Raw genomic sequence first — 24,345 nt, forward strand, 5'->3', positions numbered from 1 at the left:
GTTCAGCCCCCCTGCATCGGGGCGACGACTTCGATCCGATCGCCATCCTTGATTTTGCGAGCATTGCGCAGGCTTGAGGGCACAAAACCCTCGTTCACAGCCGTCGCCACCCGGCCCGAAAACCCACATTCCTGTAATAGGTCGGCAAGAGTTCCGGCCTGCACCTCGCGCATCTCGCCATTAAGTACGATCTTCATCAATCATCTCCGAATGTTTGTTGTCCAACGCCAGGTCAGCCACGCCCTTTGCCAGTGCAGGGGCCAGCAGGTAGCCGTGGCGGTAGAGGCCGTTGGCGTAGATTGTCGGTCCCAGTCGCCGAATACGCGGCAGGTTGTCGGGGAAAGCAGGGCGCAGATCGACACCGATTTCCAACACTTCAGCCTCACCAAAGGCGGGGTTCAGGGCATAGGCTGCGCTCAGCAACTCAAGCATCGAGCGTGCGGTAATTCGGCTGCTGTCCTCGGATTCGATCATCGTGGCGCCCAGCATGTAGACGCCGTCGCCGCGTGGAACGATATACAGCGGCACGCGTGGATGAAGCAGTCGTATAGGCCGGGTCAGTGTCACATCTGGGCACCGGATCACCAGCATCTCACCCTTCACGCCGCGCAAGTCCTGCAGGTATTCGCGCGCGTGCAGACCTCGGCAATCAATGGCGTTGTCCAATCCCGTCGGAGCGCGCGCATAATGGAATTCAACACCGTGATCCTGAAGCTGGTGTGACAGATCCAGTAAGGCCTGACGTGGATTCAATTGGGCTTCCGCATCAAAGTAGAGACCCTTTTTGAAACCATGGAGATCAGGCTCTAATAAGGTCATTTTTCTGTCATCAACTTCAGAAAATCCCTCCGTTCGTCGGGCGAAACGACGTAGATCCGGCAGGTCCCGTGCTTTAGCAACAACCAGTGTGCCACGCCTGTGGACCTGAGTTCGCTTGGCCCACCAGTCGATTGCCATTTGCCCCAGACGCAGGACAGGTTCCTCCGCGTTTTCATACTCGCACCAAGGTGCCAACATTCCGCCCGCCCACCAGGAGCAGCCATGCGGCCCCGGTGCACCGCCTGGATCAAACACCTGAACCTTGGCCCCGCGCGCGACAAGTTCGGATGCAACGGCCAACCCGGCCACACCTGCGCCTATGATCGACCAGACGGTCACGCTGGCCAAACCTGATGGAAGTGATGAACAGGTCCGTGACCTTGCCCGATGTTCAAAGCATCGGCCTGAGCGATAGCGCCCTGCAGATAGTCATGTGCTTGCGCTACGGCCCGGGGCAGCGAAAGGCCCTTAGCCAACCCGGCCGCTATGGATGAGGACAGGGTGCAGCCGGTTCCGTGGGTGTTGCGGGTCTGTCGGCGCGGCGCTTGAAACTGAGCAATCACGCCCGAATGTGAGATCAATATGTCATGGCAGATATCACCTTTGCCGTGACCGCCCTTCATCAGAACCGCACCAACGCCCAGTGCACACAGATCTTGCCCTTGTGCGATCATCTGTTCGAGGCTGTCCGCAGACTCAGAGCCCAGCAGACAAGCTGCTTCGGGCAGGTTTGGCGTTAACACGGTCGCGCGTGGCAACAATACGTCGCGCAGGGTTTGCACCGCCTCTTCTGCCAGCAAGGCATCGCCGGATTTCGCAATCATGACCGGATCTAAAACCACAGGCCCGTCAAAATCTGCGATACTGTCTGCGACACATTGGATGATCTGAGGGGTCGCCAGCATTCCAATCTTGATCGCGCCAACATCCAAGTCGGTCAGAACAGCCTCGATCTGGGCTGCAATGACGTCCAGAGGGATGCCATGCACCGCCGTAACTGCGCGAGTATTCTGCGCCGTCACTGCGGTAATCACGCTGGCCCCGTAAACGCCAAGCGCGGACATCGCCTTGAGGTCAGCCTGAATTCCAGCCCCTCCGCCGCTGTCAGATCCTGCGATTGTTAAGGCAATGGGTGCCATGTCGTTGCTCCAGTTCAAAATGGGCAACGGGCATGGAAAACGTCTAAGCACTATAAGACCGTTCCCTACGCCGGTATTGCCCGGATCAGGTTCGATGGGTTAGCGCGTTCACGCCTCTCAGCCCCCAAACAGGGCACCCCAACGGTTGGGGCGACACTCTCAGGGGATGGTGGGGGAATCAAGGGCCAATTTTGGTGCAGATTACGGTCAAACTGGACTTATGAAATGCAAAAGCCGGCCTCAACGGACCGGCTTCTGTTTGATGTTCAGGTGTGCAGGTTCAGCCCTTCATACCGTCCCAAAATGACTTGACTGACGAGAAAAAGCTTTTTGATTCCGGATGGTTATCTTCGCCCAGATCGTCGAACTCACGCAGAAGCTCTTTTTGACGGCTGGTCAGATTGACCGGGGTTTCGACGGCCAGTTCGATGAACATATCGCCAACGCCACCGCCGCGAAGGGCGGGCATGCCTTTGCTGCGCAAGCGCATCTGACGTCCTGACTGACTGCCAGCCGGAATTTGCACGCGACCACGGCCACCGTCGATGGTGGGCACTTCGATCGAACCGCCCAGCGCTGCCTTAGCCATGCTGACCGGAACGCGGCAATACAGGTTTACGCTGTCGCGCTCGAACAGCTTGTGGTCCGAAACTTCGACAAAAATATACAGGTCGCCCGGAGGACCACCGCGCATCCCGGCCTCACCTTCGCCCGCAAGACGGATGCGTGTGCCGGTTTCGACACCAGCTGGAATGTTGACCGACAGCGCGCGTTCTTTTTCGACGCGCCCGGCGCCGCCGCATGATTTACAGGGGTTCTTGATAATTTGACCCAGACCCGAACAAGTCGGACACGACCGTTCAACTGTGAAAAAGCCCTGTTGCGCCCGCACTTTTCCCATGCCCGAACAGGTCGGGCAGGTTGTGGGCTCAACCCCGCCTTCCGCACCCGAGCCGTCACAGGCCGAGCAGGCCACGGCAGCAGGCACGTTGATCGTCTTTTGCAGGCCAGAGAATGCTTCTTCCAAGCTTACACGCAGGTTGTAACGCAGGTCTGACCCGCGCGCGGCCCGTCGACCACCCCCGGTAGCACCGCGCTGACCACCCATAAAATCGCCGAACAGGTCATCGAACACGTCCGAGAAGGCACTGGAGAAATCGCCCTGTCCGCCAAATCCGCCGCCGGGACGGCCACCGCCGCCCATACCGTTTTCAAACGCGGCATGACCAAAACGGTCATACGCGGCCTTTTTTTCGGCATCGCGCAAGACGTCGTAAGCTTCGTTCGCTTCTTTGAACTGAGCCTCGGAATCCGGGTTGTCCTTGTTGCGGTCGGGATGCAATTCCTTGGCTTTCGTGCGAAAGCCCTTCTTGATCTCGTCCGCTGATGCGCCCTTGGACACGCCGAGCACATCATAGTAGTCGCGTTTTGACATCAGTATTTCCTTCTGCCGCAACGTAATCGGGCCGGCCCGGTGACCGGACCGGCCCGAATTGGCCCGGTTTCCCGTTACTTACGCTTTTCGTCGTCAAGATCTTCGAATTCGGCATCGACGATATCGTCTTCACCAGCCGGAGCGGCATCCGCCGCCGCTGGCTCATCCTCGGTCTCTTCAGACTGCGCCTTGTAGATGGCTTCGCCCAGCTTCATGGCGGCTTCGGTCACGTTCTGAATGCCTGACTTGATCTTGTCGGCATTCTCGGTTTCCAGCTCGTCCTTCAGCGCGACAATCGCCAGCTCGATGGCTTCGATGGTGGTCGGGTCGACTTTGTCGGCATGCTCTTCCATCGACTTCTCGGTCGAGTGGATGAGGCTTTCCGCCTGGTTCTTCGCCTCGATCAGCTCGCGGCGTTCCTTGTCCGCCTCGGCGTTCTCTTCGGCGTCCTTGACCATCTTGTCGATATCTTCGTCCGACAGACCACCCGATGCCTGGATGGTGATCTTCTGCTCTTTGCCGGTACCTTTGTCCTTGGCCGAAACCGAGACAATGCCGTTGGCGTCGATGTCAAAAGTCACCTCGATCTGAGGCATGCCGCGCGGTGCGGGCGGGATATCTTCAAGGTTGAACTGACCCAGGATCTTGTTATCCGCAGCCATTTCGCGCTCACCCTGGAAACAGCGGATGGTCACAGCGTTCTGGTTGTCCTCGGCGGTCGAGAAGACCTGAGACTTTTTCGTCGGGATCGTGGTGTTACGGTCGATAAGACGAGTGAACACGCCACCCAACGTCTCGATACCCAGCGAAAGCGGGGTTACGTCCAGCAGAACCACGTCTTTGACGTCGCCTTGCAGAACGCCGGCCTGAATGGCGGCACCCATGGCAACAACTTCGTCCGGGTTCACGCCTTTGTGGGGCTCTTTGCCAAAGAATTTGGTGACCTCTTCGATCACCTTCGGCATGCGGGTCATACCACCGACCAGAACAACCTCATCAATGTCGCCTGCCGACAGACCGGCATCTTTCAATGCGGCCTGACAGGGTTTCATCGACTTCTTGATCAGATCGCCGACCAGCGATTCCAGCTTGGCACGGGTCAGTTTCATGACCATGTGCAGCGGCTGACCGTTGGCGCCCATCGAGATGAACGGCTGGTTGATCTCGGTCTGCGAGGTCGAGGACAGTTCGATCTTGGCTTTTTCCGCGGCTTCTTTCAGACGCTGCAGGGCCATCTTGTCGCTGGACAGATCGACACCGTGTTCCTTTTTGAACTCATCCGCCAGGTAGTTGACGATGCGCATGTCAAAGTCTTCACCACCCAAGAAGGTGTCGCCGTTGGTCGATTTGACCTCGAACAGTCCGTCGTCGATTTCCAGAATGGTCACGTCGAACGTACCACCACCAAGGTCATAGACCGCGATGGTTTGGGTTTCTTCTTTGTCCAGACCATAGGCCAGCGCAGCCGCTGTCGGTTCGTTGATGATCCGCAGCACTTCCAGACCGGCGATTTTGCCTGCGTCTTTGGTGGCCTGACGCTGTGCGTCGTTGAAATATGCCGGAACGGTAATGACCGCCTGTGTGACTTCTTCACCCAGATAGCTCTCGGCGGTTTCCTTCATCTTGCCTAGAGTGAAGGCCGAAATCTGGCTTGGAGAGTATTTTTCACCGCGGGCTTCCACCCACGCGTCACCGTTGCCGCCATCCACGATGGCGTACGGCACCATTTTCTTGTCCTTCTGGACTTCTGCATCATCCACACGACGACCGATCAGACGCTTGACGCCAAAGATCGTGTTGTCGGGGTTGGTGACCGCCTGACGTTTTGCAGGCTGACCGACCAGACGCTCATCTTCTGTGAAGGCGACGATCGAAGGCGTGGTCCGCGCCCCTTCTGCGTTTTCAATGACCTTTGGCTGAGAGCCGTCCATGATGGCCACACACGAGTTGGTGGTGCCGAGGTCAATACCGATTACTTTTCCCATATGTTCAATCCCTTTCTCTTCAAGGCGATGTCTCGAGGTCCGGACCCGTTATGGCATCCGGTCCCGATCTGGTTTGCGCAACAGCACTACACCATCGCGCGTCCCGGCGTATATAAGGGCGAGATCAGAGGCCTGCAAGCGGTGTAAAAGGCAGGTTTTCGGGAATCTGCGGCCTTTTTGACAAGGTTTTGGCAAGGATTGGGGAATCTTCAATGGCGCGGCTGCTCTTGCGCGGATTTGACATCAGAAAAGCCTATCTGGACGTTGCGGCACAAACGCAACTGATTGAGGCGTTGCGCCCGATTCTGAAATCGGCGCCTCTGTTCCGACCGGTTACGCCCTCGGGCAAGGAAATGTCGGTGCGCATGACCTCAGCCGGAGCGTTTGGTTGGGTCACTGACAAAGGGGGATACCGATATCAGGCGCAGCACCCTAAAGGAACGGTGTGGCCCGACATTCCTGATACGATACTGGGCATCTGGCGCAAGCTTGCCAGCACCCAACGCGATCCGGATTGCTGTCTGATCAACTATTACGGCGAAGGTGCGCGCATGGGGCTGCATCAGGACAAGGACGAGGCAGATTTTTCCTGGCCTGTCCTGTCGATATCCCTGGGCGACGATGCCCTTTTCCGCATCGGAAACGAAACCCGGGGCGGCAAGACCGAGTCGATCTGGCTGAACTCCGGCGACGTCGTGGTCATGGGCGGCCCCGCCCGTCTGACCTATCACGGGGTAGACCGCATCCGTTTCGGTTCATCCAAGCTGTTGCCCAAAGGCGGGCGGATCAACCTGACCCTACGGGTGGCGAGTTAGCGGCGCGCCCCCCAACTGGCCGACACATGCTGACGGGTGAAAAAAATTCCCAGCAACCCAATCATCAACAAGGCCAGTCCAACCCAAATCGCATATTCCCAACTGGTGTTTCGCGGAAAGTAATTGCGAAAGACAAAGCCGCGGCACTGGTCGATTATGTGAAACAACGGGTTCCAGGCAAAGAAACTCAGCATGAAGCCGCCCAGCGCATTCCCTACAACCATTTTACCAGAAAAAATCATGTTCAGACGTCTATAGATTGTACTGAGAATTCCTGTGGTGGTGGGAAACCATGGCGCGATTGCCATAAACACGACGCCCACCGCGCATCCGGTAAACCAAGCCAATATCAACATGTAGAACGCGCCACCCGGTTCTTGGATCTCCAATGGCTCAACTGCGACAGTGTAGATGAAAAGGATCACAAGGATCGAGACCAACTGCGTGTAAAGCGACCCAAATGCGGTTGCCAACAGCGCGACCATCATGTTCATCGGAGAGTGCAGCATCATCGGGTTGTTTCCTGTTGCCACGCCAGCGACGGACGAGACGGCTTTGATATGCGTCAGGAACAGAAAGACACCCGACAACAGAAACAGGATAAAGTTACCTCTGATCTTGGCGACCCGTGTGCCCAGCATCGACATGATCAGGTAAAACACGGTCACAAGTGCGAGAATTTGTAAGATATTCACAATGATCGCGATCACAGCATTCGAGTGTTTGGATCGTATTCCATGCGCCACCGCATGGTAGACAAGCTCGGAAGTCGTGAAAGCGCCGCCCAGAAGCGTCTGATTCCGCTTAAAATAAAACACTCAGTGCACTCTTTCCCGCTGAACTGCCTGCAAACTGCCACGAAATTCTTGCCGTTCCGTAACCGCCACATCATAAGGCCCACAAGGATTTCGATCAACAAACTACAGCAACGGAGCATTTTTGTGACCTATGATGCCCTTATTCCCGTAATCAGACGTCTGGCGCTGGAAGCCGGGGACACGATCATGCAGTTCTACGAGGCGGATGATTTCGACGTCAGAGTCAAATCCGACGCCAGCCCCGTGACCGAGGCGGATGAGGCAGCCGATGCCCTGATATCGGCAGGTTTGCGCGCGGCATTCCCGGATATTCTACTGGTAACCGAAGAACAGGCCGCATCACATTCCGAAAAAGGCGACAAATTTCTGATCGTCGATCCGCTGGACGGCACCAAGGAATTCATCAACCGGCGCGGTGATTTCACCGTGAATATCGCACTGGTCGAAAACGGTGTTCCAACTCGCGGCGTTGTTTATGCACCGGCCAAAGGGCGCATGTTCTACACGCAAGCTGACGGTCAATCGGTTGAAGAAACCGGCGCGTTGAACAAGGCACAGGCCGGCGACGTAACCCCGATTTCGGTGTCTGAACCGGACAATTCGGCACTTTTGATCGTCGCGTCAAAATCACACCGCGATCAGGCGACCGAAGATTACATCAACAAATATCAGGTCAAGGACAGCAAAAGCGCGGGCTCATCCCTGAAATTCTGTCTGGTCGCGACCGGAGAAGCGGATTTGTATCCCCGCGTTGGCCGCACAATGGAATGGGACACCGCCGCAGGTCATGCCGTGCTGACTGGCGCGGGCGGCAAGGTTGTTCGGTTCGATGACCACTCGTCATTGACCTACGGCAAGGACGGCTATGCAAACCCGTTCTTTATCGCCTACGCTCCGGGCGTTGACCTGAAGGAGGCCTGATGTCCGTATTAATCGCCATCCCCGCCCGCTATGCCTCGACCCGCTACCCTGGCAAGCCGCTGGTTCCGCTGACCGGGGCAAGCGGCAACGCGATGACCCTGATCGAACGATCGTGGCGCGCCGCCTGTTCTGTGTCAGGTGTGGACAAGGTGGTTGTCGCCACCGATGACGACCGAATCCGCGACGTGGCCGAAGGGTTCGGGGCTGAGGTGGTGATGACATCCGAGTCTTGCGGCAATGGCACCGAGCGCTGCGCCGAGGCCCATACTGCTCTGGGCGCGGGCTATGAGATCGTGGTGAACCTGCAAGGGGATGCACCACTGACACCACATTGGTTTGTCGAAGACCTGATCGCCGGTCTGCGCGCCGCGCCCGATGCCGGGGTCGCAACGCCAGTTCTGCGTTGTGACGGAGATGCCTTGAACAGCCTGCTGAATGATCGTAAAAACGGACGGGTCGGCGGCACAACAGCCGTATTTGCGACTGATCACAGCGCAATGTATTTCTCGAAAGAGGTCGTGCCTTTTACCGCCGAAACTTTTGCCGGCACCGAACCGACGCCGGTGTTTCACCATGTCGGCGTCTACGCTTACCGCCCCGACGCGTTGTCAGCCTATCCAACCTGGCCAGTGGGACCTTTGGAGCAATTGGAAGGGCTGGAACAGCTGCGCTTCATGGAAAACGGTCGCAAGGTTCTGTGCGTTGAGGTTGAGGCCAAGGGCCGCCAATTCTGGGAATTGAACAACCCGCAAGATGTGCCGAAGCTCGAAGAGATGATGGCCGCTATGGGGTTGGATTGACCCATTTTCACCTGAACTCCTGTCAAGACGATGTCTAACCGTGCGTGGCACCGCAATTTGGAACGATCTATGAAAAATATTCTTGTCACTGGCGGTGCCGGGTACATTGGATCTCATGCCTGTAAGGCGCTTTCTCAAGCCGGTTATACGCCTGTGACCTTCGACAATCTGGTTACCGGCTGGCAGGACGCGGTGAAGTTTGGTCCGTTCGAACAGGGCGATCTGCTGGATCGTGCTCGACTGGATGAGGTGTTCGCCAAATACGAACCCGTGGCCGTAATGCACTTTGCTGCCCTCAGCCAAGTGGGTGAGGCCATGTCCGAGCCCGGCAAATACTGGTCCAACAACGTGACCGGTTCGCTGAATTTGATCGAAGCCACGGTGGCCGCCGGATGTGAGAACTTTGTATTCTCGTCCACCTGCGCCACCTATGGCGAGCATGACAATGTGGTGCTGGACGAAGAAACGCCGCAACTGCCGCTGAACGCCTATGGCGCCTCAAAACGTGCCATCGAAGATATCTTGCGGGATTTCGAGGCCGCGCACGGGCTGAACCACGTGATCTTTCGGTATTTCAACGTGGCCGGTGCCGATCCCGATGGCGAGGTGGGCGAGTTCCACCGCCCGGAAACCCACCTTGTGCCGCTGATGCTGGACGCCATCGACGGCAAGCGCGACGGGCTGACCGTTTTTGGGACGGACTACGAAACACCAGACGGCACCTGCATCCGCGATTATGTGCATGTTTGCGATCTGGTCGATGCCCACGTTTTGGGATTGAACTGGTTGGAACAAGGCAAAGACAGCCGCGTCTTCAACCTGGGCACCGGCTCTGGTTTCTCGGTGATGGAGGTGATCAGCCACTCCAACGCCGTCACCAACCGCGACGTACCTTATGCAATCGGACCGCGTCGGGCTGGGGATTGCACAAAGTTGGTCTCTGGTTCTGTGCGCGCTGGCGAGGAACTTGGCTGGTCGCCCAAAAGGTCCTCGTTAGAGACGATGATTGCCGATGCATGGCGCTGGCATCAGAACGGCCATTACGAAAAATGAGCTTATTGTGACTGGTACAGGGGAAGATACGCTTCCGCCCATCTCATGGGTGCAAATGTACAAGTTGCGGCTAAAACGACAGCGGTTGTTGTGGCGGTCCTTTCGCAGCCGCCATCTATTGTCCAGTCTGAGCGACCGCACGGCGAACATTAAACCCGGTGGTATCCTGGCCTTCACCACGCTGCGCAATGAAATCACCCGCCTGCCCTGGTTCCTGCGCCATTATCGCGCATTGGGGGTTGATCACTTTCTGATCGTCGACAACGACAGCGACGATGGCTCGGCGCCCTTTCTCAAGGAACAGCCGGACGTGTCACTGTGGCAGACCCGGGACAGCTATCGCACGTCGCGCTATGGGTTGGATTGGCTGACTTGGTTGCAAATGCGCTATGGGCACCACCACTGGACTCTGATGGTCGATGCGGATGAGTTGTTGATTTACCCCGATCATGACACCCGGCCCCTACCGGACCTGACGAAATGGTTAGATGATCAGGGACGTGTAGCGTTTGGCGCGCTGATGCTGGATCTTTATCCCAAAGGCCCGTTGGGGGAACAAGGCTACGATCCTGAAACCGACCCGACCGAGGTGGTGAGTTGGTTTGATGCCGCGCCCTACCGGACACAACGGCAAAGCCCGCTCGGCAACCTTTGGGTGCAGGGCGGCGCGCGCGAGCGTATGTTCTTTGCCGACGCCCCACGCCGATCCCCGACGCTTAACAAAATCCCGTTGGTCCGGTGGTCGCGGCGCTACGCTTATGTGAATTCGTGCCATTCCGCATTGCCACGAAATCTGAACGCCAGTTACGGAGGGCCCGGCGGCACAGCACCATCTGGTGTTTTGTTACACACCAAATTCCTGCCCGAAGTTGTGGAAAAATCAAAGATCGAGAAAGAGCGCCGGCAACACTTTCACGATCCCGAGCAGTTTGCAGATTACTATGACGGCGTAGTGGATCGCCCGGTCATGTGGACGACAGAGTCCAAGCTATACGACGGTTGGGATTCTTTGCAGCGACTGGGTCTGATGGGAACAATCGACTGGTAAAGTCACAACTCGAACTAACGGTTTTTAAAGTCGTTGCTTCGAAAGATGGAAAAATGGCATAAAACGGCAATTGTCCGGCACCACTCTGGCTTGTACAGCCTCCGGGCACGCTCGCGTAAATAACAAAGGTTGGGCAGTCGCGTGGGCCTATTGGATTCATACCGAATGAGATTGCGGCGCAAGCGCCGTATATTGCGTTGCCTTCGAAAGCGGCGCGACCTTGTTCCCGTTTCCGTAAATACAAATTTGATAACACGAAAAGACGTCCTGCTGGTCAGCGTCATACGGAATGAGAAAATTCGTCTGCCGTATTTTCTGACCTACTACCGGCAGCTGGGCATCAACCATTTTCTGTTCGTTGATAACGCCAGCAATGACGGATCACTGGAATATCTGGCGGGTCAACCCGATGTGTCGGTCTGGCGCGCTGATGCAAGCTATAGGCGTGCGTCGTTTGGGGTGGACTGGACAAACTATCTATTGCGCAAATATGCGCACCGACACTGGGTTCTAACAGTCGACCCGGACGAGTTCTTTATCTACCCGTTCTGCGACACACGGCCTATCCGTGCCCTTACCGACTGGCTGGACGGCTGCTCTGTGCGCAGCTTCAGCGCAATGCTGATCGACATGTATCCCGAAGGGCCGGTCGAAGACGCCATCTATTCCGAGGGGCAAAACCCGTTCGAAATCGCCAAATGGTTTGATGCAGGAAATTATACGATCACAAAGAACCCGACCTACGGAAATCTCTGGATTCAAGGCGGACCCCGCGCGCGTGTGTTCTTTAAGGACACGCCGAAAAAAGCGCCTGCGCTGAACAAGATTCCGTTGGTGAAATGGGACAAGCGCTATGTCTATGTCAGCTCGACCCATGCGCTGCTGCCACGCGGGTTGAACCAGGTGTTTGATGAATGGGGTGGCGAAAAAGCAAGCGGCGCGTTGTTGCACGCCAAACTCATCAGCACATTGGGCGAGAAGGCCCAGGAAGAGATGGAGCGCGGCCAGCATTACCGCAGCTCTGGGGAATATCGCGCCTATGCCGAACATTTGGCGGACATGCCCGAGTTCTGGTGCGACAAGTCCGAAGCTTATATCAACTGGCGACAACTTGAGATTTTAGGCCTCATGTCAAAAGGAAACTGGGCATGAGCAATCTGGGCATCATTATGCTGGTTCACACCGCGCTGAACCGTGCCGGGCAAGTGGCCCGCCACTGGACGTCTTCGGGGTGCCCGGTGGTGATCCATGTGGATCGCAAGGTGCCAAACAATGTCTATGCGGAATTCGTTGCCGCCTGTGCGAATGACCCGCTGATCCGGTTTTCTGACCGTCATGTCTGCAACTGGGGTGGGTGGGGCATCGTTGCCGCCTCTCAATCTGCCGCCGCACTGATGCTTGAGACATTTCCCGATGTCCGCCATGTTTTCCTGACTTCGGGGTCCTGTCTTCCTTTGCGGCCAGTGGATGAACTGGTCAACTACCTCGCGGACCGGCCGCGCGTGGATTTCATCGAAAGCGCCACAACCTCTGATGTAAGCTGGACTATGGGGGGCTTGGATCAGGAACGCTTTACCCTGAGATTTCCGTTCTCGTGGCGCAAGAACCGCAAACTGTTCGATGCCTATGTGAAACTGCAGCGCGCATTGCGCATTCGACGCCACATACCCGAAGGGTTGGTGCCGCATATGGGTAGTCAGTGGTGGTGCCTTACCCGCCAAACCCTGTCAGCCATATTGCAGGATCCAAAACGCGAGACCTATGACCGGTATTTCCGGCGCGTCTGGATTCCCGACGAAAGTTACTTCCAGACGCTGGCGCGCCTGTATTCGACCCATATCGAAAGTCGGTCTCTGACCCTGTCCAAATTCGACTATCAGGGTCGTCCGCATATTTTCTATGACGATCACCTGCAGCTGCTGCGCAGATCCGACTGTTTTGTTGCCCGTAAAGCCTGGCCAAACGCGGATCGCCTGTATCAGGCCTTTCTGACCGATCAGGCCGGAGCCATGAAACCCACAGAGCCCAACCCGAGCAAAATTGACCGGGTGTTTTCCAAAGCGGTCGAACGGCGCACACGCGGGCGTGACGGGTTGTACATGCAAAGCCGGTTTCCACGCCACGGCAACGAAAACGGGCTGACGTCCTCTCCGTATTCAGTTTTTCAGGGCTTTACCGAAGTGTTCGAAGATTTTGAACCCTGGTTGAGCAACATCACTGGCGCGCGTGTCCACGGGCATCTGTTTGACCCGAAGCGCGCTGAATTCGCCGGCGGAGAAACCATCGTCAACGGCGGCCTCAGCGATTGCGCAAAGCTGCGGGATTACAACCCAACGGCTTTCCTTTCGAACCTGATATGGAACACGCGTGGCGAAAAACAGTGTTTTCAGTTCGGCCCCGCTGACACGCAAGAGATCAACTGGCTCTTGGCTCGGGACAAGAATGCGCTGATTTCCGTCATAACCGGGGCCTGGGCAATCCCGCTGTTTAGATCAAACCTGAACTTTGCCGATATCCGCGCCGAGGCCGCCCGGCTGCAGCAGATCGAAACCAAGCAATTGGAAATCCTGTCTTCTGTCTGGACCAAGGCGCGGGTTCGCAGGTGGACACTGGCAGAATTCGTTGAATCTCCGGTCGAGCCTTTACAGACCGCGGTCGAGGATACCGGAACCACCCAAACCAGCCACCTGACCGAAGCGCCAAAAATGGTGGATCTGTCCGGGTTTGGCCAGTTCCTGCAAAACCTGAAGAACCAGGGCATGCACCCTTATCTGATGGGCGATTTCCCACCGGACGACAGTTTTGCAGACCGGGTCCGGCCATATCGAAAACCCTATCTGGTGCAGTAAAGATAAATGACGCCCCAATTTGACTATTTTATCATCCTTGCAGCAATGCGGACCGGCTCCAACCTGCTAGAGGCAAACCTGAACGCCATAGATGGGGTCACCAGCCATGGCGAGGCGTTCAATCCCCACTTTATCGGGCGCCTAAAATCCGACACTCTGCTGGGCATCTCGGTGGAAGAGCGGGATCGTGACCCTTCTACATTGCTTGAGGCAATCCGGCAGACACCAGGAGAACTGAACGGGTTTCGCCTTTTTCAGGGACATGATCCACGTGTGTTAGAGCCTGCTTTGGGCGATCCGCGTTGCGCCAAGATCATTCTGACCCGAAACCCTCTGGACAGTTTCATCTCGTTGAAGATTGCGCGCGAAACCAAGCAGTGGCAGCTGAAAAACATCAAGCGTCGTCGTGAAGCACAGGTTGAGTTCGATGCCGAAGCGTTCATGAAATACCTGAACCGGCAGCATGAATACCACCTGATGCTGGCGCAGCGTTTGCAGCAAAGCGGCCAGACCCCATTTTACATTGCCTATGAAGACCTGAACCAGGTGCACCTGCTGAATGGTCTTGCCGCCTGGCTGGGTGTGTCCGGCAGGCTGTCGGCGATCGACGAAACACTCAAACCACAAAACCCCGAGCCGGCGCTGGCCAAGGTGACGAACCCCGACGAAATGGAGCAGGCGTTATCACAGATCGACAGCTTCAACCTGCACAGCACTCCGAATTTCGAACCACGCCGGCGCCCCTTGGTTGCGAATTATGTTGCCGCACCAAAGACGCCACTGATGTACATGCCGATCCGCGGGGGAATGGAAAGCCCGGTAGCAAGGTGGATGGCCGCGCTGGACCATGTTGATGTTGAACAATTGCTGACCAATCAGAACAGGAAACAGACGCGTCAGTGGTTTCTTTCCAATCCCGGGCATCGAAAGTTCGCCGTGCTGCAACACCCATTGGCGCGCGCGCATCGAGCCTTTTGCAGACATATCCTCAACACAGGTTCCGGCGCCTATCCGAAAATCCGACACGTCTTGCGCAACCGGCTAAAGATTCCGATCCCCGGACAATTGCGCGATGGCAATTACCCGGTTGAGCAGCATTACGATGCGTTTTCCGCGTTCCTGACATTCCTGCGTCAGAACCTTGCCCAACAGACCGCCATACGCGTGGATGCGGCATGGTGCAGCCAGTCACAGGCCCTTGAGGGGATGGCGTCCTTCGCATTGCCCGACCTGATCCTGAGGGAGGATGAAGTCACAAACGCTCTGCCCGATCTGGCGCGCCGGATGGGGCACAGAACACCGCCCCTACCTGAACTCAGTGAACCGGATACTCCGTTTACTCTGGCTGAGATTTATGACGACAAACTGGAAACGCTAGCCGCCCAGGCGTACCAGCGTGACTATATGCAGTTCGGATTTGAGCCCTGGAAACCGATTAGGGGCGCAGAGTAATCAGCGTTCCCCGGTTTACCATTGAATAGATCTCTTCGATCTCGTCATTCTTGACGGCGATGCAGCCCGCAGTCCAATCCGACGTCTTTTTGGCGCGCTTACGCTCTTTGCGACGGTTCGGTTGTCCGTGGATAAAGATATCGCCGCCCGGATCGACACCCATAGCCTTCGCTTTCGCTACATCTTCAGAATTCGGGTACGAGATCCCCAGCGACAGATGATAGCGGCTATTGGGGTTGTGCCGATCAATCAGGTAGCTGCCTTCCGGCGTACGCCCATCACCGCGCTTGGCTTTGGTGCCGTTGGGCGCAAATCCAAGATCAACCTTGTATTCTTTCAGGATCTTATCATTGTGCAGAAGATATAGTTTCCGTGAGCCCTTATTGATGACCAGAGAGGTCACTTCGGGTCCGTTGTAAGTCAGAATTCTGGGGTTGGCCGAGGCACAAGCTGAGAGGCTCAGCGTTGCCATTGCACCCAATCCAAATGCTCGACGATCCATGTTCACTGCCTGCTGCTCTTTTTTTCTGTATTATGCCAGAAAATGTGAAAACTGAAATCACTTTTTGATGTTTTGCTGCTCCGTCAGGCGACGTTCGATGCTTTCAAGCCGCTCCAGCACTTCGTCACGATAGGCATCGGTTTTGACTTCGTCCTCGGCATGGTGCGCGTCTTGCATCGAATTCACGATCAGACCAACCAGCAGGTTTACCACCGCAAAAGTGGTCACCATGATGAATGGCACGAAGAACAGCCAGGCGTAAGGATAGATCTCCATTACCGGGCGCACGATCCCCATGGACCAGCTTTCCAGCGTCATGATCTGGAACAGCGTATAGGCTGAAAGGCCCAGATCGCCGAACCAGTCCGGGAAAGTCTGCGAGAACAGTTTGGTTGAAATCACCGCACCGATGTAAAACAGGATCGCCATAAGAAGGAACACGCTGGCCATGCCAGGCAAGGCCGAAATAAACCCTTCGACCACGCGGCGCAGGCGTGGCGCGACCGAGATGACACGCAGAACCCGCAAAATCCGCAATGCCCGTAGCACCGACAGGCCGGACCCACCCGGTACAAGAGCGATGCCGACAATCACGAAATCAAAGACATTCCAGCCGTTGGTGAAAAACCTGCGCCCAGTGGCCAGAAGTTTAATCGAAATTTCAACAACGAAAATGGTCAGGCAAAGGCTGTCCAATGTCACGATCAATGGACCCGCAGCGCCCATAAGGGTGGGTGATGTCTCCATTCCCAGCAGCACCGCATTGAAGATTATGACACCGGTAATGAACTTCCCGAAAGCTGGTGCTTCGATTAGGGTCAGCAGGCGTAGGGTGATCCCCATTCGGGTGGTCTCCTGTAAGTATTAAGGGTTCAGGGTGAACCGTGCCGCAAGTTCGGTGTGTGACGACCATCGAAATTGGTCAACGACCTGTACCCATTCAAGGGTGTAGCCCGCATTAACAAGAATTTTCGCATCGCGGGCGAAGGTCACCGGGTTGCAGGACACATAGGCAATCATCGGGCGCAGGGCTTGCGCCAGTTCGGTCACTTGCGCCTCGGCCCCGGCGCGTGGCGGGTCGATCACCACAGCGTCAAAAGACTTTAGCTCATCCGGCATCAGCGGTCGCCGAAATAGGTCCCGTGCCTCGGTCGTTATCCGTTTGAGGCCCTGCGCCCTGCGCCACCCCTGATCCAGCGCTTGCGTCATCGCTGCTTCGCCCTCGACGGCGTGAACCTCGGCCTCCTCTGCCAGGGGCAAAGAGAATGTGCCGCTGCCGGCAAACAGGTCCACAACGCGCTTGGAACCACCCACAGCTTCGGAAACGGCCTTTAACAGAGCCTGTTCTCCGTCTTTTGTCGCCTGCAGAAACGCGCCGGGCGGCGGAACAACATTTGCCTGACCAAAACGCTGAACGGGTGGCTGGCGCATGGCAATTACTTCACCATCCCAGCTGAGCCGGGCAAGACCGTGTTTCTCGGTCGCTTGTGCCAAAGACAACTCGAGCGGGCCGTCCAGCGGTTTGCCGCCTTTGACCGCCACATCAAGCCCGGATTCGGACAAGGTTAGCGTCACAGCCAACACACCCTTACGGCTGCCACCCAGAATCGCCAATGCTTCGGCAACCGGAATGGCCGCGATCAGGGTCTGGTCGAGCAAATGGCAATCCGAGATCTCGGTGATCGTATCTGATGCACGGCCATGGAAACCGGCCAGAGTGCCCTTTTTGGTCCGTCGTACCGCGATCGTCGCGCGACGGCGGGACCGTTCTGGCGACGTATGGATCGGGCGCATCGACGCCTCCAACCCCTGAGCGGCCAGCGCGGTGCGCACCACTTCGACCTTCCAATCTGCGACGAATCCATCTGCCGCGTGCTGCAACTGGCATCCACCACAGGATTTGTAGTGACGACACGGTGCCTTGACCCGCTGGTCCGAGGGCGTCTCGACACGGATATCTGTCAGGAATTGATCCAGCAGCGTGCCGCTGACGACCTCACCCGGCAAGGTGCGCGGAGCGTAAACGGGGCCATCAGCGATGCCGTCGCCTTGATGACCAAGGCGGGTAATAGTGTAAGTTTGCGTCATGGGGGCCTGATACCGGGGCTTGGCCGGCAACAAAACCCTTATTCCGCAGCTTCAGCCTGAATGAACCCGCCTGACTGACGATGCCAGAACCGGGCATATAGCCCACCCTGGTCCAACAACGCGTCATGTGTGCCGGTTTCCACGATACGCCCTTGGTCCAGGACAATAATCCGGTCCATCTCGCTGAGTGTGGACAGACGGTGCGCGATAGCCAGAACCGTCTTGCCTTGCATCACCCGATGCAAAGCCGTCTGGATCGAGGCCTCAACCTCGGAATCCAGTGCCGAGGTTGCCTCATCCAGCACCAATATAGGCGCATCCTTCAAAATGGCGCGCGCCAGCGCAATCCGCTGTCGCTGGCCACCGCTAAGCTTCACTCCGCGCTCGCCCAGATGTGCTTCATAGCCGGTGCGGCCGTGGGCATCCTGAAGGCTGAGGATGAATTCATGCGCCTCGGCCTTTTTGGCAGCATCGATCATTTCCTCTTCCGAGGCGTCTGGGCGACCGTAAAGAATATTCTCCCGCGCCGACCGATTGAACATCGCGGTTTCCTGCGTGACCATGCCGATCTGACGGCGCAAGCTGTCCTGCGTTACTCCGGATACGTCCTGACCATCTATCAAGATCGTGCCCTTTTCACCGTCGTACAAGCGCAACAGCAGCGAAACCAAGGTTGATTTCCCTGCCCCCGAAGCGCCGACAATGCCCAGTTTCTCACCGGGGTGCACGGTCATGTTCAGGCCTGATACACCGCCAACATCCCGACCGTAGGCAAAGCTGACATGGTCAAAGGTGATCTGGCCTTCGGGCACGGACAACTCCGCCGCGCCCGTTTGATCCTCGACCCGTTCGCGCTTGGCCAGCGTATTCATGCCGTTCTCGATCTCGCCAACATTGGCGTATAGACCCATGAGGGTGAAACTGACCCAGCCAGTCATCTGGGCAATGCGGATCGAAATGGCACCCGCGGCCACAATGTCACCGGCTGTCGCGGACCCCGCTTGCCACAGCCACAGCGTTGCACCTATCAGCAAAACCGGCAGAACCCCGGCCAACAGCATCAAGATAAAGCGGAAACTGGCCGAAAGGCTACCGAACGCCAACATCTTTTCACGCAGATCAACCATGGAATTCCGCGCGGCATGATCTTCGAATTCCGAATGGGCGAACAGTTTAACGGTTTTGATATTGGTGATCGTGTCGACGACTTGCCCAGACACCATCGCGCGAGCGCCTGCCCGCGCCGCTGAGCGTTTACGGATGCGCGGCAGATACCAACGGACAAGCAGGAAATACACAACCAGCCAAGCCGCAAATGGCAACATAACCAACGGATGAATAGACCCTAACAAAAGCAATGAGCCCGCCAGCGAAGCCAAGGCAAACACGATCGCACTGATAGTCTCGGATACCACCGACGCCATCGCGTTGGATGTTTGCATCTGCTTCTGCGCGATCCGCCCTGCAAAATCGTCGTCAAAATAGGTGACCGACTGGCCCAGCGTCCACCGGTTCAGCTTGGCCAGAACCAACGGCGTGATATTGGGCATGACGATATAGTTGTTGGTCAACGACGAAAGCCCGAACAGGGCTGGCCGCAGCAGCATGAAAAATGCAACGACCCCAAGGATCATCCAGACGTTACTGGCGGTCAAAAAGTTCTCAGGCCCGCTAGTGGTTGCTGCGTCAATGACCAGACCCAGCATCCACGCAGTGCCCGCCTCCATCGCACCCGCGGTGGCCGAGAAAAAGGCCGCGACGAATATCATTGGCCATGCACCCGACAGGCACCAGCGAATGAACGCCCCCAGCGTTTGCGGCGGGGGCGTTTCGATGTTCTTGAACGGGTTTATGAGGTCGGCAATCCTCATTCAGCGGCCTCCGGGTTCAGGAAGCCCCCAGATTGCCGTGCCCAGAACTGGGCGTAAAGCCCACCTTGCGCCAGCAGTTCTGAATGCCCGCCCTGTTCAACGATCCGACCACCATCCATGACCAGAATACGGTCCATCTGCGCGATGGTGCTCAGCCGGTGGGCAATGGCGATCACGGTTTTTCCTTGCATCATACCGTAGAGAGTTTCCTGAATTGACGCTTCGACCTCGGAATCTAGAGCGGATGTCGCCTCGTCCAACAGCAAAATGGGTGCGTCCTTCAGGATCACCCGCGCCAGCGTCACGCGCTGCCGCTGACCGCCGGACAGTTTCACACCCCGCTCGCCCACATGCGCATCATACCCCGTGCGCCCTTCTGGGTCTTGCAGATCAAGGATGAACTCATGCGCCTCAGCCTGTTTGGCGGCGGCAATCATCTGTTCTTCGGTGGCATCGGGGCGACCATAGAGGATGTTGTCACGCACCGACCGATGCAACAGGGCGCTGTCCTGCTGAACCATACCGATATGGCTGCGCAAACTGTCCTGCGTGACCCTGGAAATGTCCTGATCGTCAATCAGGATCGCGCCCTGTTCAACGTCGTAAAACCGCAAAAGCAATTTAACTAGGGTCGATTTTCCCGCACCGGACCGCCCGATCAGACCGATCTTTTCGCCCGGATTGAGGGTCAGATTGATGTGATCCAGCCCGCCGGTCTTGCGACCGTAATGGTGTGACAGATCACGGATGTCGATCTGACCCTTGCTCAGCTGCAATGGTTTGGCATTCGGCACATCCAACAGGTCAACGGGCTGGGCAATGGTCTGCATGCCTTCGGCCACGACACCAAGCTGACGGAAGAAGCTGGTCAGCGCCCACATGATCCATCCGGTCATCGCATTCAGTCGCAGGGTCAAAGCAGTCGCCGCCGCAACGACACCCACAGATGCACTCCCTTGCATCCACAGGGAAATGGCCCAACCAACCACGCCGACGATCAGCAAACCGTTCAGCGCGACCAGAACCGCATCCATTACGGTGAAAATCCGCATTTCGACCTGAAAGGTGCGACGCGTTTCCTCGATGGCTTCGCGGGCATAGTCCAACTCTTGTTCGTTGTGGGCGAACATCTTGACCGAGTGGATGTTGGTATAGCTGTCCACCACCCGACCCGTCACGGCCGAGCGCGCATCGGACGCAGCTTGAGACGCAGGACCCACCCTTTTCACCGTCCAGCGCACCAGAATAGCGTAAAGCGCAAACCAGATCAGAAGTGGCAACAGCAACCGTGGATCCGCCGCCATCAACAGGATCGCAGCGCCAATCAGATAGGCGATAGAAAATGAAATGGCGTCAAACACCTGAAACACGGCCTCGCCTGCGGCAGGCGGCGTCTGCATGATCCGATTGGCAATGCGTCCGGCAAAATCATTCTCGAACCAACCGACGGATTGGCGCAGCACATGCTTGTGGGCACGCCAGCGGATCAGGGTGCCAAAGTTCGGCAGGATCGTGTTGTTTAACAACAGCACATCCACGACATGCAGCATCGGGCGCAGCAGCAGCACAAACGCCGCGACCAGGATAAATTCGGTGCCGTGGTTCTGCCAGACCTCGGCCGGAGGGCCCGACAGCAGGTCAACCACTCGGCCCATGTAGTAAATCAGGCCAACTTCGACTGCCGCAACAACGACAGAGATTAAACCAGCCCAGAAGAACACCCGCATGAACGGCTGCGAGTAGTCCAGCATGAATGGCCACAACCGCGTCGGCGGCGTGTCGGTTTCCTTGTAGGCAACAAAAGGGTCAACGAGGTTTTCGAAATAGCGAAACATGGAGAGTGCTCCGGTTGAGCAAAAAGTAAGTCATGCGAAGAAAGATGGCGCCAGAACACCACCCCTACGGGTCAAAGTGTTCCAGCCTTAGCTGTCCCAGATCCCGTAATACATTCGCATCCCTCCATTCATGTGACAGGGGCAAATAATCATAAACTCTTTTACTTGTCATCCCCTTTTGAGACTTCCTTTATCCACCAAGCAGATCTTCGCGGCCCAGTGTGAACCCCGAGGCGATCCACTTCGCCTCAAGATCGGCCAGTTTCTTGCCCAGCGCAGGACCGGTGAACTCGGGGATCAGATCGGTTGCCTTAATCGGGAAGGTCGCGCCCGCACCAACGTGGAGATCGTGCGTTATTGAGTCTAACCAAGGCATTTCCAAAAAAGCACATCGCAACAGCGCTTCGTGCAGCCCGTCTGTTTCACCGTACCGAAATCCCAATTCGGCAAAGCTGGCCGGGCTGGACGCCTCATCCCGCATTCGGGTCAGGCGCTGCAATTGTGCGCGGCTCAGGCGCAGGGTTTTTGCGACTTCCGGCGGTGCAATCGCCGCCAGTCGCCGCACCGGTTCCGGATCAGCGCCTGCCTGCTGTTCCAATGCAATCAACGGGGCCAATGCACGATCATCAGCACCCGGCAATAGTTGCACCAGTACTCCGGCGCTGCGCATTGCGGCGACGGACGGCGCGGGGTCTGGTGCGCCCAGAAGCTTTAAAAGCTCAGCACCCACGCGTTCGCGGGACAAGCCGGCCAGACCGTCCAGGTTGGACGCAATGGCGGCCAGAGCGTCGGGATCGAACCCTGCCTCGACATCGCCATACCAGGCGTGAAACCGGAAATAGCGCAGCGAACGCAGATAATCCTCGCGAATGCGGTTCGCGGCAGTGCCGATGAACCGGACGCGGCGCGCTTGCAGGTCTGGCAAACCGTTTAGAGGGTCCAAAATTGTCCCGTCGGGCCGTGCATACATCGCGTTCATCGTGAAATCGCGACGTGCGGCATCCTCTTCGACCTTGTCCGAAAAGGCGACGACGGCGCGACGGCCATCCGTTTCAACATCACGGCGAAAGGTAGTGATCTCATGCGGGATACCCTGACTAACCACGGTGATTGTGCCGTGATCAATCCCTGTGGGTATGGCCTTAAGCCCTGCTTTCTGCGCCAGCTCTACCACTGTGTCGGGCCGCGCATTTGTGGCGATGTCGATATCCGATACCGGAGCGCCTAACAGCGCGTTGCGCACACATCCACCCACAAACAAGGCTTGGTATCCGGCATCGGTCAGGGCAGCACAAACCCGTTGCGTTGCAGGTTCCGTCACCCAGTCTTCTGAAATTTGCGTCATTCGTTGATCCGTGATGCCAATCCCCGCAGAATTCGGGCTGTTGCGCCCCAGATGTAATAAGGGCCGAATGGTACCGTGAAGTAAAACCGCCTTTGTCCCCGCCAGCGGCGCGATTCAACGATATAATTCGCGGGGTTGAGCACATGTGCAAGCGGAACCGAAAACACCTCTGCCACTTCGCCCGGTTCCGGTACCGGTTGGAAGGGTTCCCGCAGGATCGCCACCACAGGTGTGACCGTGAATGAGGTCACTGTTTCATGCGTCGGTAAGTGGCCGAGAATTTCCGGCATTTCCTGCGGCAGGCCAATTTCTTCGCGCGCCTCACGCAGTGCGGTGGCGGTTACGTCCGCATCGCCGTTATCCTGCTTGCCGCCTGGAAACGCTATCTGCCCCGGGTGATGCTTAAGCGCCGAGGATCGCTTGGTCAAAATCAAGCGCGGGGTGCCATCTGCTACTGAAATCGGAACCAAAACGCCGGCAGGGCGCAGTTTGCGACCCTCAGGCAGAGCAAAATCGGGATTCAGGTCAAAATCACTGGACCCGTTGCCGGGGCGGCGCAAGGCCGCCCGCAGCTGATCTGTTGGATCAGGCGTTGTCAGCATCAAATCCGACCGTGGCAGGATCCAGCACATAATGTGCACCGCAGAACTGACAATCAGCCGTCACGTCGCCTTCGGGCGTGGTCATCTTTTCGATGTCCTTGGCCGAATAGATCGACAGACTCTGGCGAACACGGTCTTCTGAGCAGGTACAGCCGAATTGCACTGACTGCGCATCGTATACCCGCGGCTGTTCCTCGTGAAACAGCCGAACCAACAGATCCGTAGGTGCAATCGACGGGCCGATCAGTTCCAAATCGTCGACCGTATCCAGCAGGATGTTGACGCGGCCCCAGTTTTCACCTTCTTCACCATCGACAAGGTCATCTGCTGTCAGGATGTTCCCGTCGCCCTCGCTTGATGCGACGAAAGGCGAAGCCTTGGGCATGTGCTGCAGCATGACACCACCAGCGCGCCAATGTTCACCAACGCCTGGTTCGGTCGATTTGCCAAAGCTCAGCGAAAACCGGGTCGGCAACTGTTCTGATTGGGCAAAATACGCCTCGGCACAGGCACTCAGCGAACCACCGGCCAAAGGGGTAATCCCCTGATACGGCTGGGTCCCCTCACCCTGGTCGATCATGATGGCAAAATACCCCTCGCCCACTTGATCAAAGGGCGCACCATCAGTCAGACGGTCGCGGTCAAAGCTGGCATAGGCGCGAATGCGGGCCGACTCCCCCTCTTGCTGAGGCGCATAATAGTCGGTCGCAATCATGCGCACCGGACCTTTAGACTGAACCTGCAGGGACAGCTTCCAGCGCAGCGCAACAGTCTGGCCGATCAATGCGGTCAGCAGGGCCATCTCGGCCACCAGCGCCTCGACCTTTTCGGGATAGTCATGCTGGCTCAGGATGCCATCAAGCACACCATCCAGACGGGCCACGCGGCCGCGCATATCCGATACATCAAGTTGAAAGGGCAGGACGGTGTCGTCCCACGCGATTTTTGTTCCAAGAGACATGGGGTTT

Annotated in this window: 22 protein-coding genes and 1 riboswitch; of the genes, 8 read left to right on the top strand and 14 right to left on the bottom strand. The window is 57.0% G+C overall.

Going from position 1 to position 24,345, the window contains the following annotated elements; all coding sequences use genetic code 11:
- Positions 1 to 2: 2 nt before the first annotated feature.
- From thiS to dnaK, 5 genes are all read right to left on the bottom strand, one after another.
- Entirely contained in the window at positions 3 to 197 is a 195-nt protein-coding gene (thiS, locus tag QMP16_RS18670; RefSeq protein ID WP_282153607.1) for a sulfur carrier protein ThiS, read from the bottom strand.
- Positions 181 to 1,158 carry an FAD-dependent oxidoreductase gene (locus QMP16_RS18675; RefSeq protein WP_282153608.1) on the bottom strand — a complete coding sequence of 326 codons (978 nt, stop codon included), beginning with the start codon at positions 1,156 to 1,158 and terminating at the stop codon, positions 181 to 183. The genes thiS and QMP16_RS18675 overlap by 17 nt, the downstream gene beginning before the upstream one ends.
- Positions 1,155 to 1,958 (bottom strand): bifunctional hydroxymethylpyrimidine kinase/phosphomethylpyrimidine kinase, encoded by an 804-nt coding sequence (gene thiD / locus QMP16_RS18680; protein WP_282153609.1) that lies wholly within the window; start codon positions 1,956 to 1,958, stop codon positions 1,155 to 1,157. The genes QMP16_RS18675 and thiD overlap by 4 nt, the downstream gene beginning before the upstream one ends.
- Before the next feature lie 45 nt (positions 1,959 to 2,003).
- A riboswitch (TPP riboswitch) is annotated at positions 2,004 to 2,109 on the bottom strand.
- 129 nt (positions 2,110 to 2,238) lie between these two features.
- A complete protein-coding gene (gene dnaJ, locus QMP16_RS18685; protein ID WP_282119766.1) occupies positions 2,239 to 3,393 on the bottom strand; it encodes a molecular chaperone DnaJ in 1,155 nt (384 codons plus the stop codon).
- Between the two features lie 74 nt (positions 3,394 to 3,467).
- Positions 3,468 to 5,378, bottom strand: coding sequence for a molecular chaperone DnaK (dnaK, locus tag QMP16_RS18690; protein ID WP_058275103.1), 1,911 nt, complete (start codon positions 5,376 to 5,378; stop codon positions 3,468 to 3,470).
- Positions 5,379 to 5,590: 212 nt separating this feature from the next.
- Between dnaK and QMP16_RS18695 the strand changes: the two genes are divergently transcribed.
- On the top strand, positions 5,591 to 6,193 hold the full coding sequence (locus tag QMP16_RS18695) for an alpha-ketoglutarate-dependent dioxygenase AlkB family protein (RefSeq protein WP_282153610.1): 603 nt from the start codon (positions 5,591 to 5,593) through the stop codon (positions 6,191 to 6,193).
- Here QMP16_RS18695 and QMP16_RS18700 read toward each other — a convergent pair.
- Positions 6,190 to 7,011, bottom strand: coding sequence for an ABC transporter permease (locus QMP16_RS18700; protein ID WP_282153611.1), 822 nt, complete (start codon positions 7,009 to 7,011; stop codon positions 6,190 to 6,192). The two genes, QMP16_RS18695 and QMP16_RS18700, sit on opposite strands and share 4 nt — an antisense overlap.
- A gap of 123 nt (positions 7,012 to 7,134) precedes the next feature.
- On the opposite strand from QMP16_RS18700, the gene cysQ reads away from it, so the two are divergent.
- The 7 genes from cysQ (at position 7,135) to QMP16_RS18735 (ending at position 15,134) form a co-directional block, all read left to right on the top strand.
- The gene (cysQ, locus tag QMP16_RS18705) at positions 7,135 to 7,932 is read left to right on the top strand and encodes a 3'(2'),5'-bisphosphate nucleotidase CysQ (RefSeq protein ID WP_282153612.1); all 798 of its coding nucleotides are present in this window, start codon (positions 7,135 to 7,137) and stop codon (positions 7,930 to 7,932) included.
- Positions 7,932 to 8,732: a 3-deoxy-manno-octulosonate cytidylyltransferase gene (locus QMP16_RS18710; protein WP_282153613.1), complete on the top strand. Its 801-nt coding sequence runs from the start codon at positions 7,932 to 7,934 to the stop codon at positions 8,730 to 8,732. The genes cysQ and QMP16_RS18710 overlap by 1 nt, the downstream gene beginning before the upstream one ends.
- Before the next feature lie 69 nt (positions 8,733 to 8,801).
- Positions 8,802 to 9,785 (top strand): UDP-glucose 4-epimerase GalE, encoded by a 984-nt coding sequence (gene galE, locus QMP16_RS18715; protein ID WP_282153614.1) that lies wholly within the window; start codon positions 8,802 to 8,804, stop codon positions 9,783 to 9,785.
- A 55-nt stretch (positions 9,786 to 9,840) separates the two neighbouring features.
- Complete coding sequence (locus QMP16_RS18720; protein WP_282153677.1) at positions 9,841 to 10,833, top strand: glycosyltransferase family 2 protein; 993 nt, start codon at positions 9,841 to 9,843, stop codon at positions 10,831 to 10,833.
- A 165-nt stretch (positions 10,834 to 10,998) separates the two neighbouring features.
- Positions 10,999 to 11,985 (top strand): glycosyltransferase family 2 protein, encoded by a 987-nt coding sequence (locus QMP16_RS18725; protein WP_282153615.1) that lies wholly within the window; start codon positions 10,999 to 11,001, stop codon positions 11,983 to 11,985.
- Entirely contained in the window at positions 11,982 to 13,682 is a 1,701-nt protein-coding gene (locus tag QMP16_RS18730; protein ID WP_282153616.1) for a beta-1,6-N-acetylglucosaminyltransferase, read from the top strand. The genes QMP16_RS18725 and QMP16_RS18730 overlap by 4 nt, the downstream gene beginning before the upstream one ends.
- Before the next feature lie 6 nt (positions 13,683 to 13,688).
- The gene (locus QMP16_RS18735; RefSeq protein ID WP_282153617.1) at positions 13,689 to 15,134 is read left to right on the top strand and encodes a nodulation protein NodH; all 1,446 of its coding nucleotides are present in this window, start codon (positions 13,689 to 13,691) and stop codon (positions 15,132 to 15,134) included.
- Here the strand turns inward: QMP16_RS18735 and QMP16_RS18740 are convergent.
- From QMP16_RS18740 to QMP16_RS18775, 8 genes are all read right to left on the bottom strand, one after another.
- Positions 15,118 to 15,636, bottom strand: a complete 519-nt coding sequence (locus tag QMP16_RS18740) for a L,D-transpeptidase family protein (RefSeq protein ID WP_282153618.1) — start codon at positions 15,634 to 15,636, stop codon at positions 15,118 to 15,120. The genes QMP16_RS18735 and QMP16_RS18740 overlap by 17 nt on opposite strands.
- 57 nt (positions 15,637 to 15,693) lie before the next feature.
- Positions 15,694 to 16,479 (bottom strand): ion transporter, encoded by a 786-nt coding sequence (locus QMP16_RS18745; protein WP_282153619.1) that lies wholly within the window; start codon positions 16,477 to 16,479, stop codon positions 15,694 to 15,696.
- Positions 16,480 to 16,500: 21 nt separating this feature from the next.
- Positions 16,501 to 17,724, bottom strand: a complete 1,224-nt coding sequence (locus tag QMP16_RS18750) for a class I SAM-dependent RNA methyltransferase (protein ID WP_282153620.1) — start codon at positions 17,722 to 17,724, stop codon at positions 16,501 to 16,503.
- A 38-nt stretch (positions 17,725 to 17,762) separates the two neighbouring features.
- Positions 17,763 to 19,595: an ABC transporter ATP-binding protein gene (locus tag QMP16_RS18755; protein ID WP_282153621.1), complete on the bottom strand. Its 1,833-nt coding sequence runs from the start codon at positions 19,593 to 19,595 to the stop codon at positions 17,763 to 17,765.
- A complete protein-coding gene (locus tag QMP16_RS18760) occupies positions 19,592 to 21,430 on the bottom strand; it encodes an ABC transporter ATP-binding protein (protein ID WP_282153622.1) in 1,839 nt (612 codons plus the stop codon). Before QMP16_RS18760 ends, QMP16_RS18755 begins: the two co-directional genes overlap by 4 nt.
- A 190-nt stretch (positions 21,431 to 21,620) precedes the next feature.
- Complete coding sequence (locus QMP16_RS18765; RefSeq protein ID WP_282153623.1) at positions 21,621 to 22,775, bottom strand: CCA tRNA nucleotidyltransferase; 1,155 nt, start codon at positions 22,773 to 22,775, stop codon at positions 21,621 to 21,623.
- Positions 22,772 to 23,377 carry a CoA pyrophosphatase gene (locus QMP16_RS18770; RefSeq protein ID WP_282153624.1) on the bottom strand — a complete coding sequence of 202 codons (606 nt, stop codon included), beginning with the start codon at positions 23,375 to 23,377 and terminating at the stop codon, positions 22,772 to 22,774. Before QMP16_RS18770 ends, QMP16_RS18765 begins: the two co-directional genes overlap by 4 nt.
- Entirely contained in the window at positions 23,361 to 24,338 is a 978-nt protein-coding gene (locus tag QMP16_RS18775) for an Hsp33 family molecular chaperone HslO (RefSeq protein WP_282153625.1), read from the bottom strand. The genes QMP16_RS18770 and QMP16_RS18775 overlap by 17 nt, the downstream gene beginning before the upstream one ends.
- Positions 24,339 to 24,345: the final 7 nt, after the last annotated feature.

Origin of the sequence: Ruegeria atlantica (genome assembly GCF_947495585.1) — a bacterium.
GTDB lineage: Bacteria > Pseudomonadota > Alphaproteobacteria > Rhodobacterales > Rhodobacteraceae > Ruegeria > Ruegeria atlantica_G.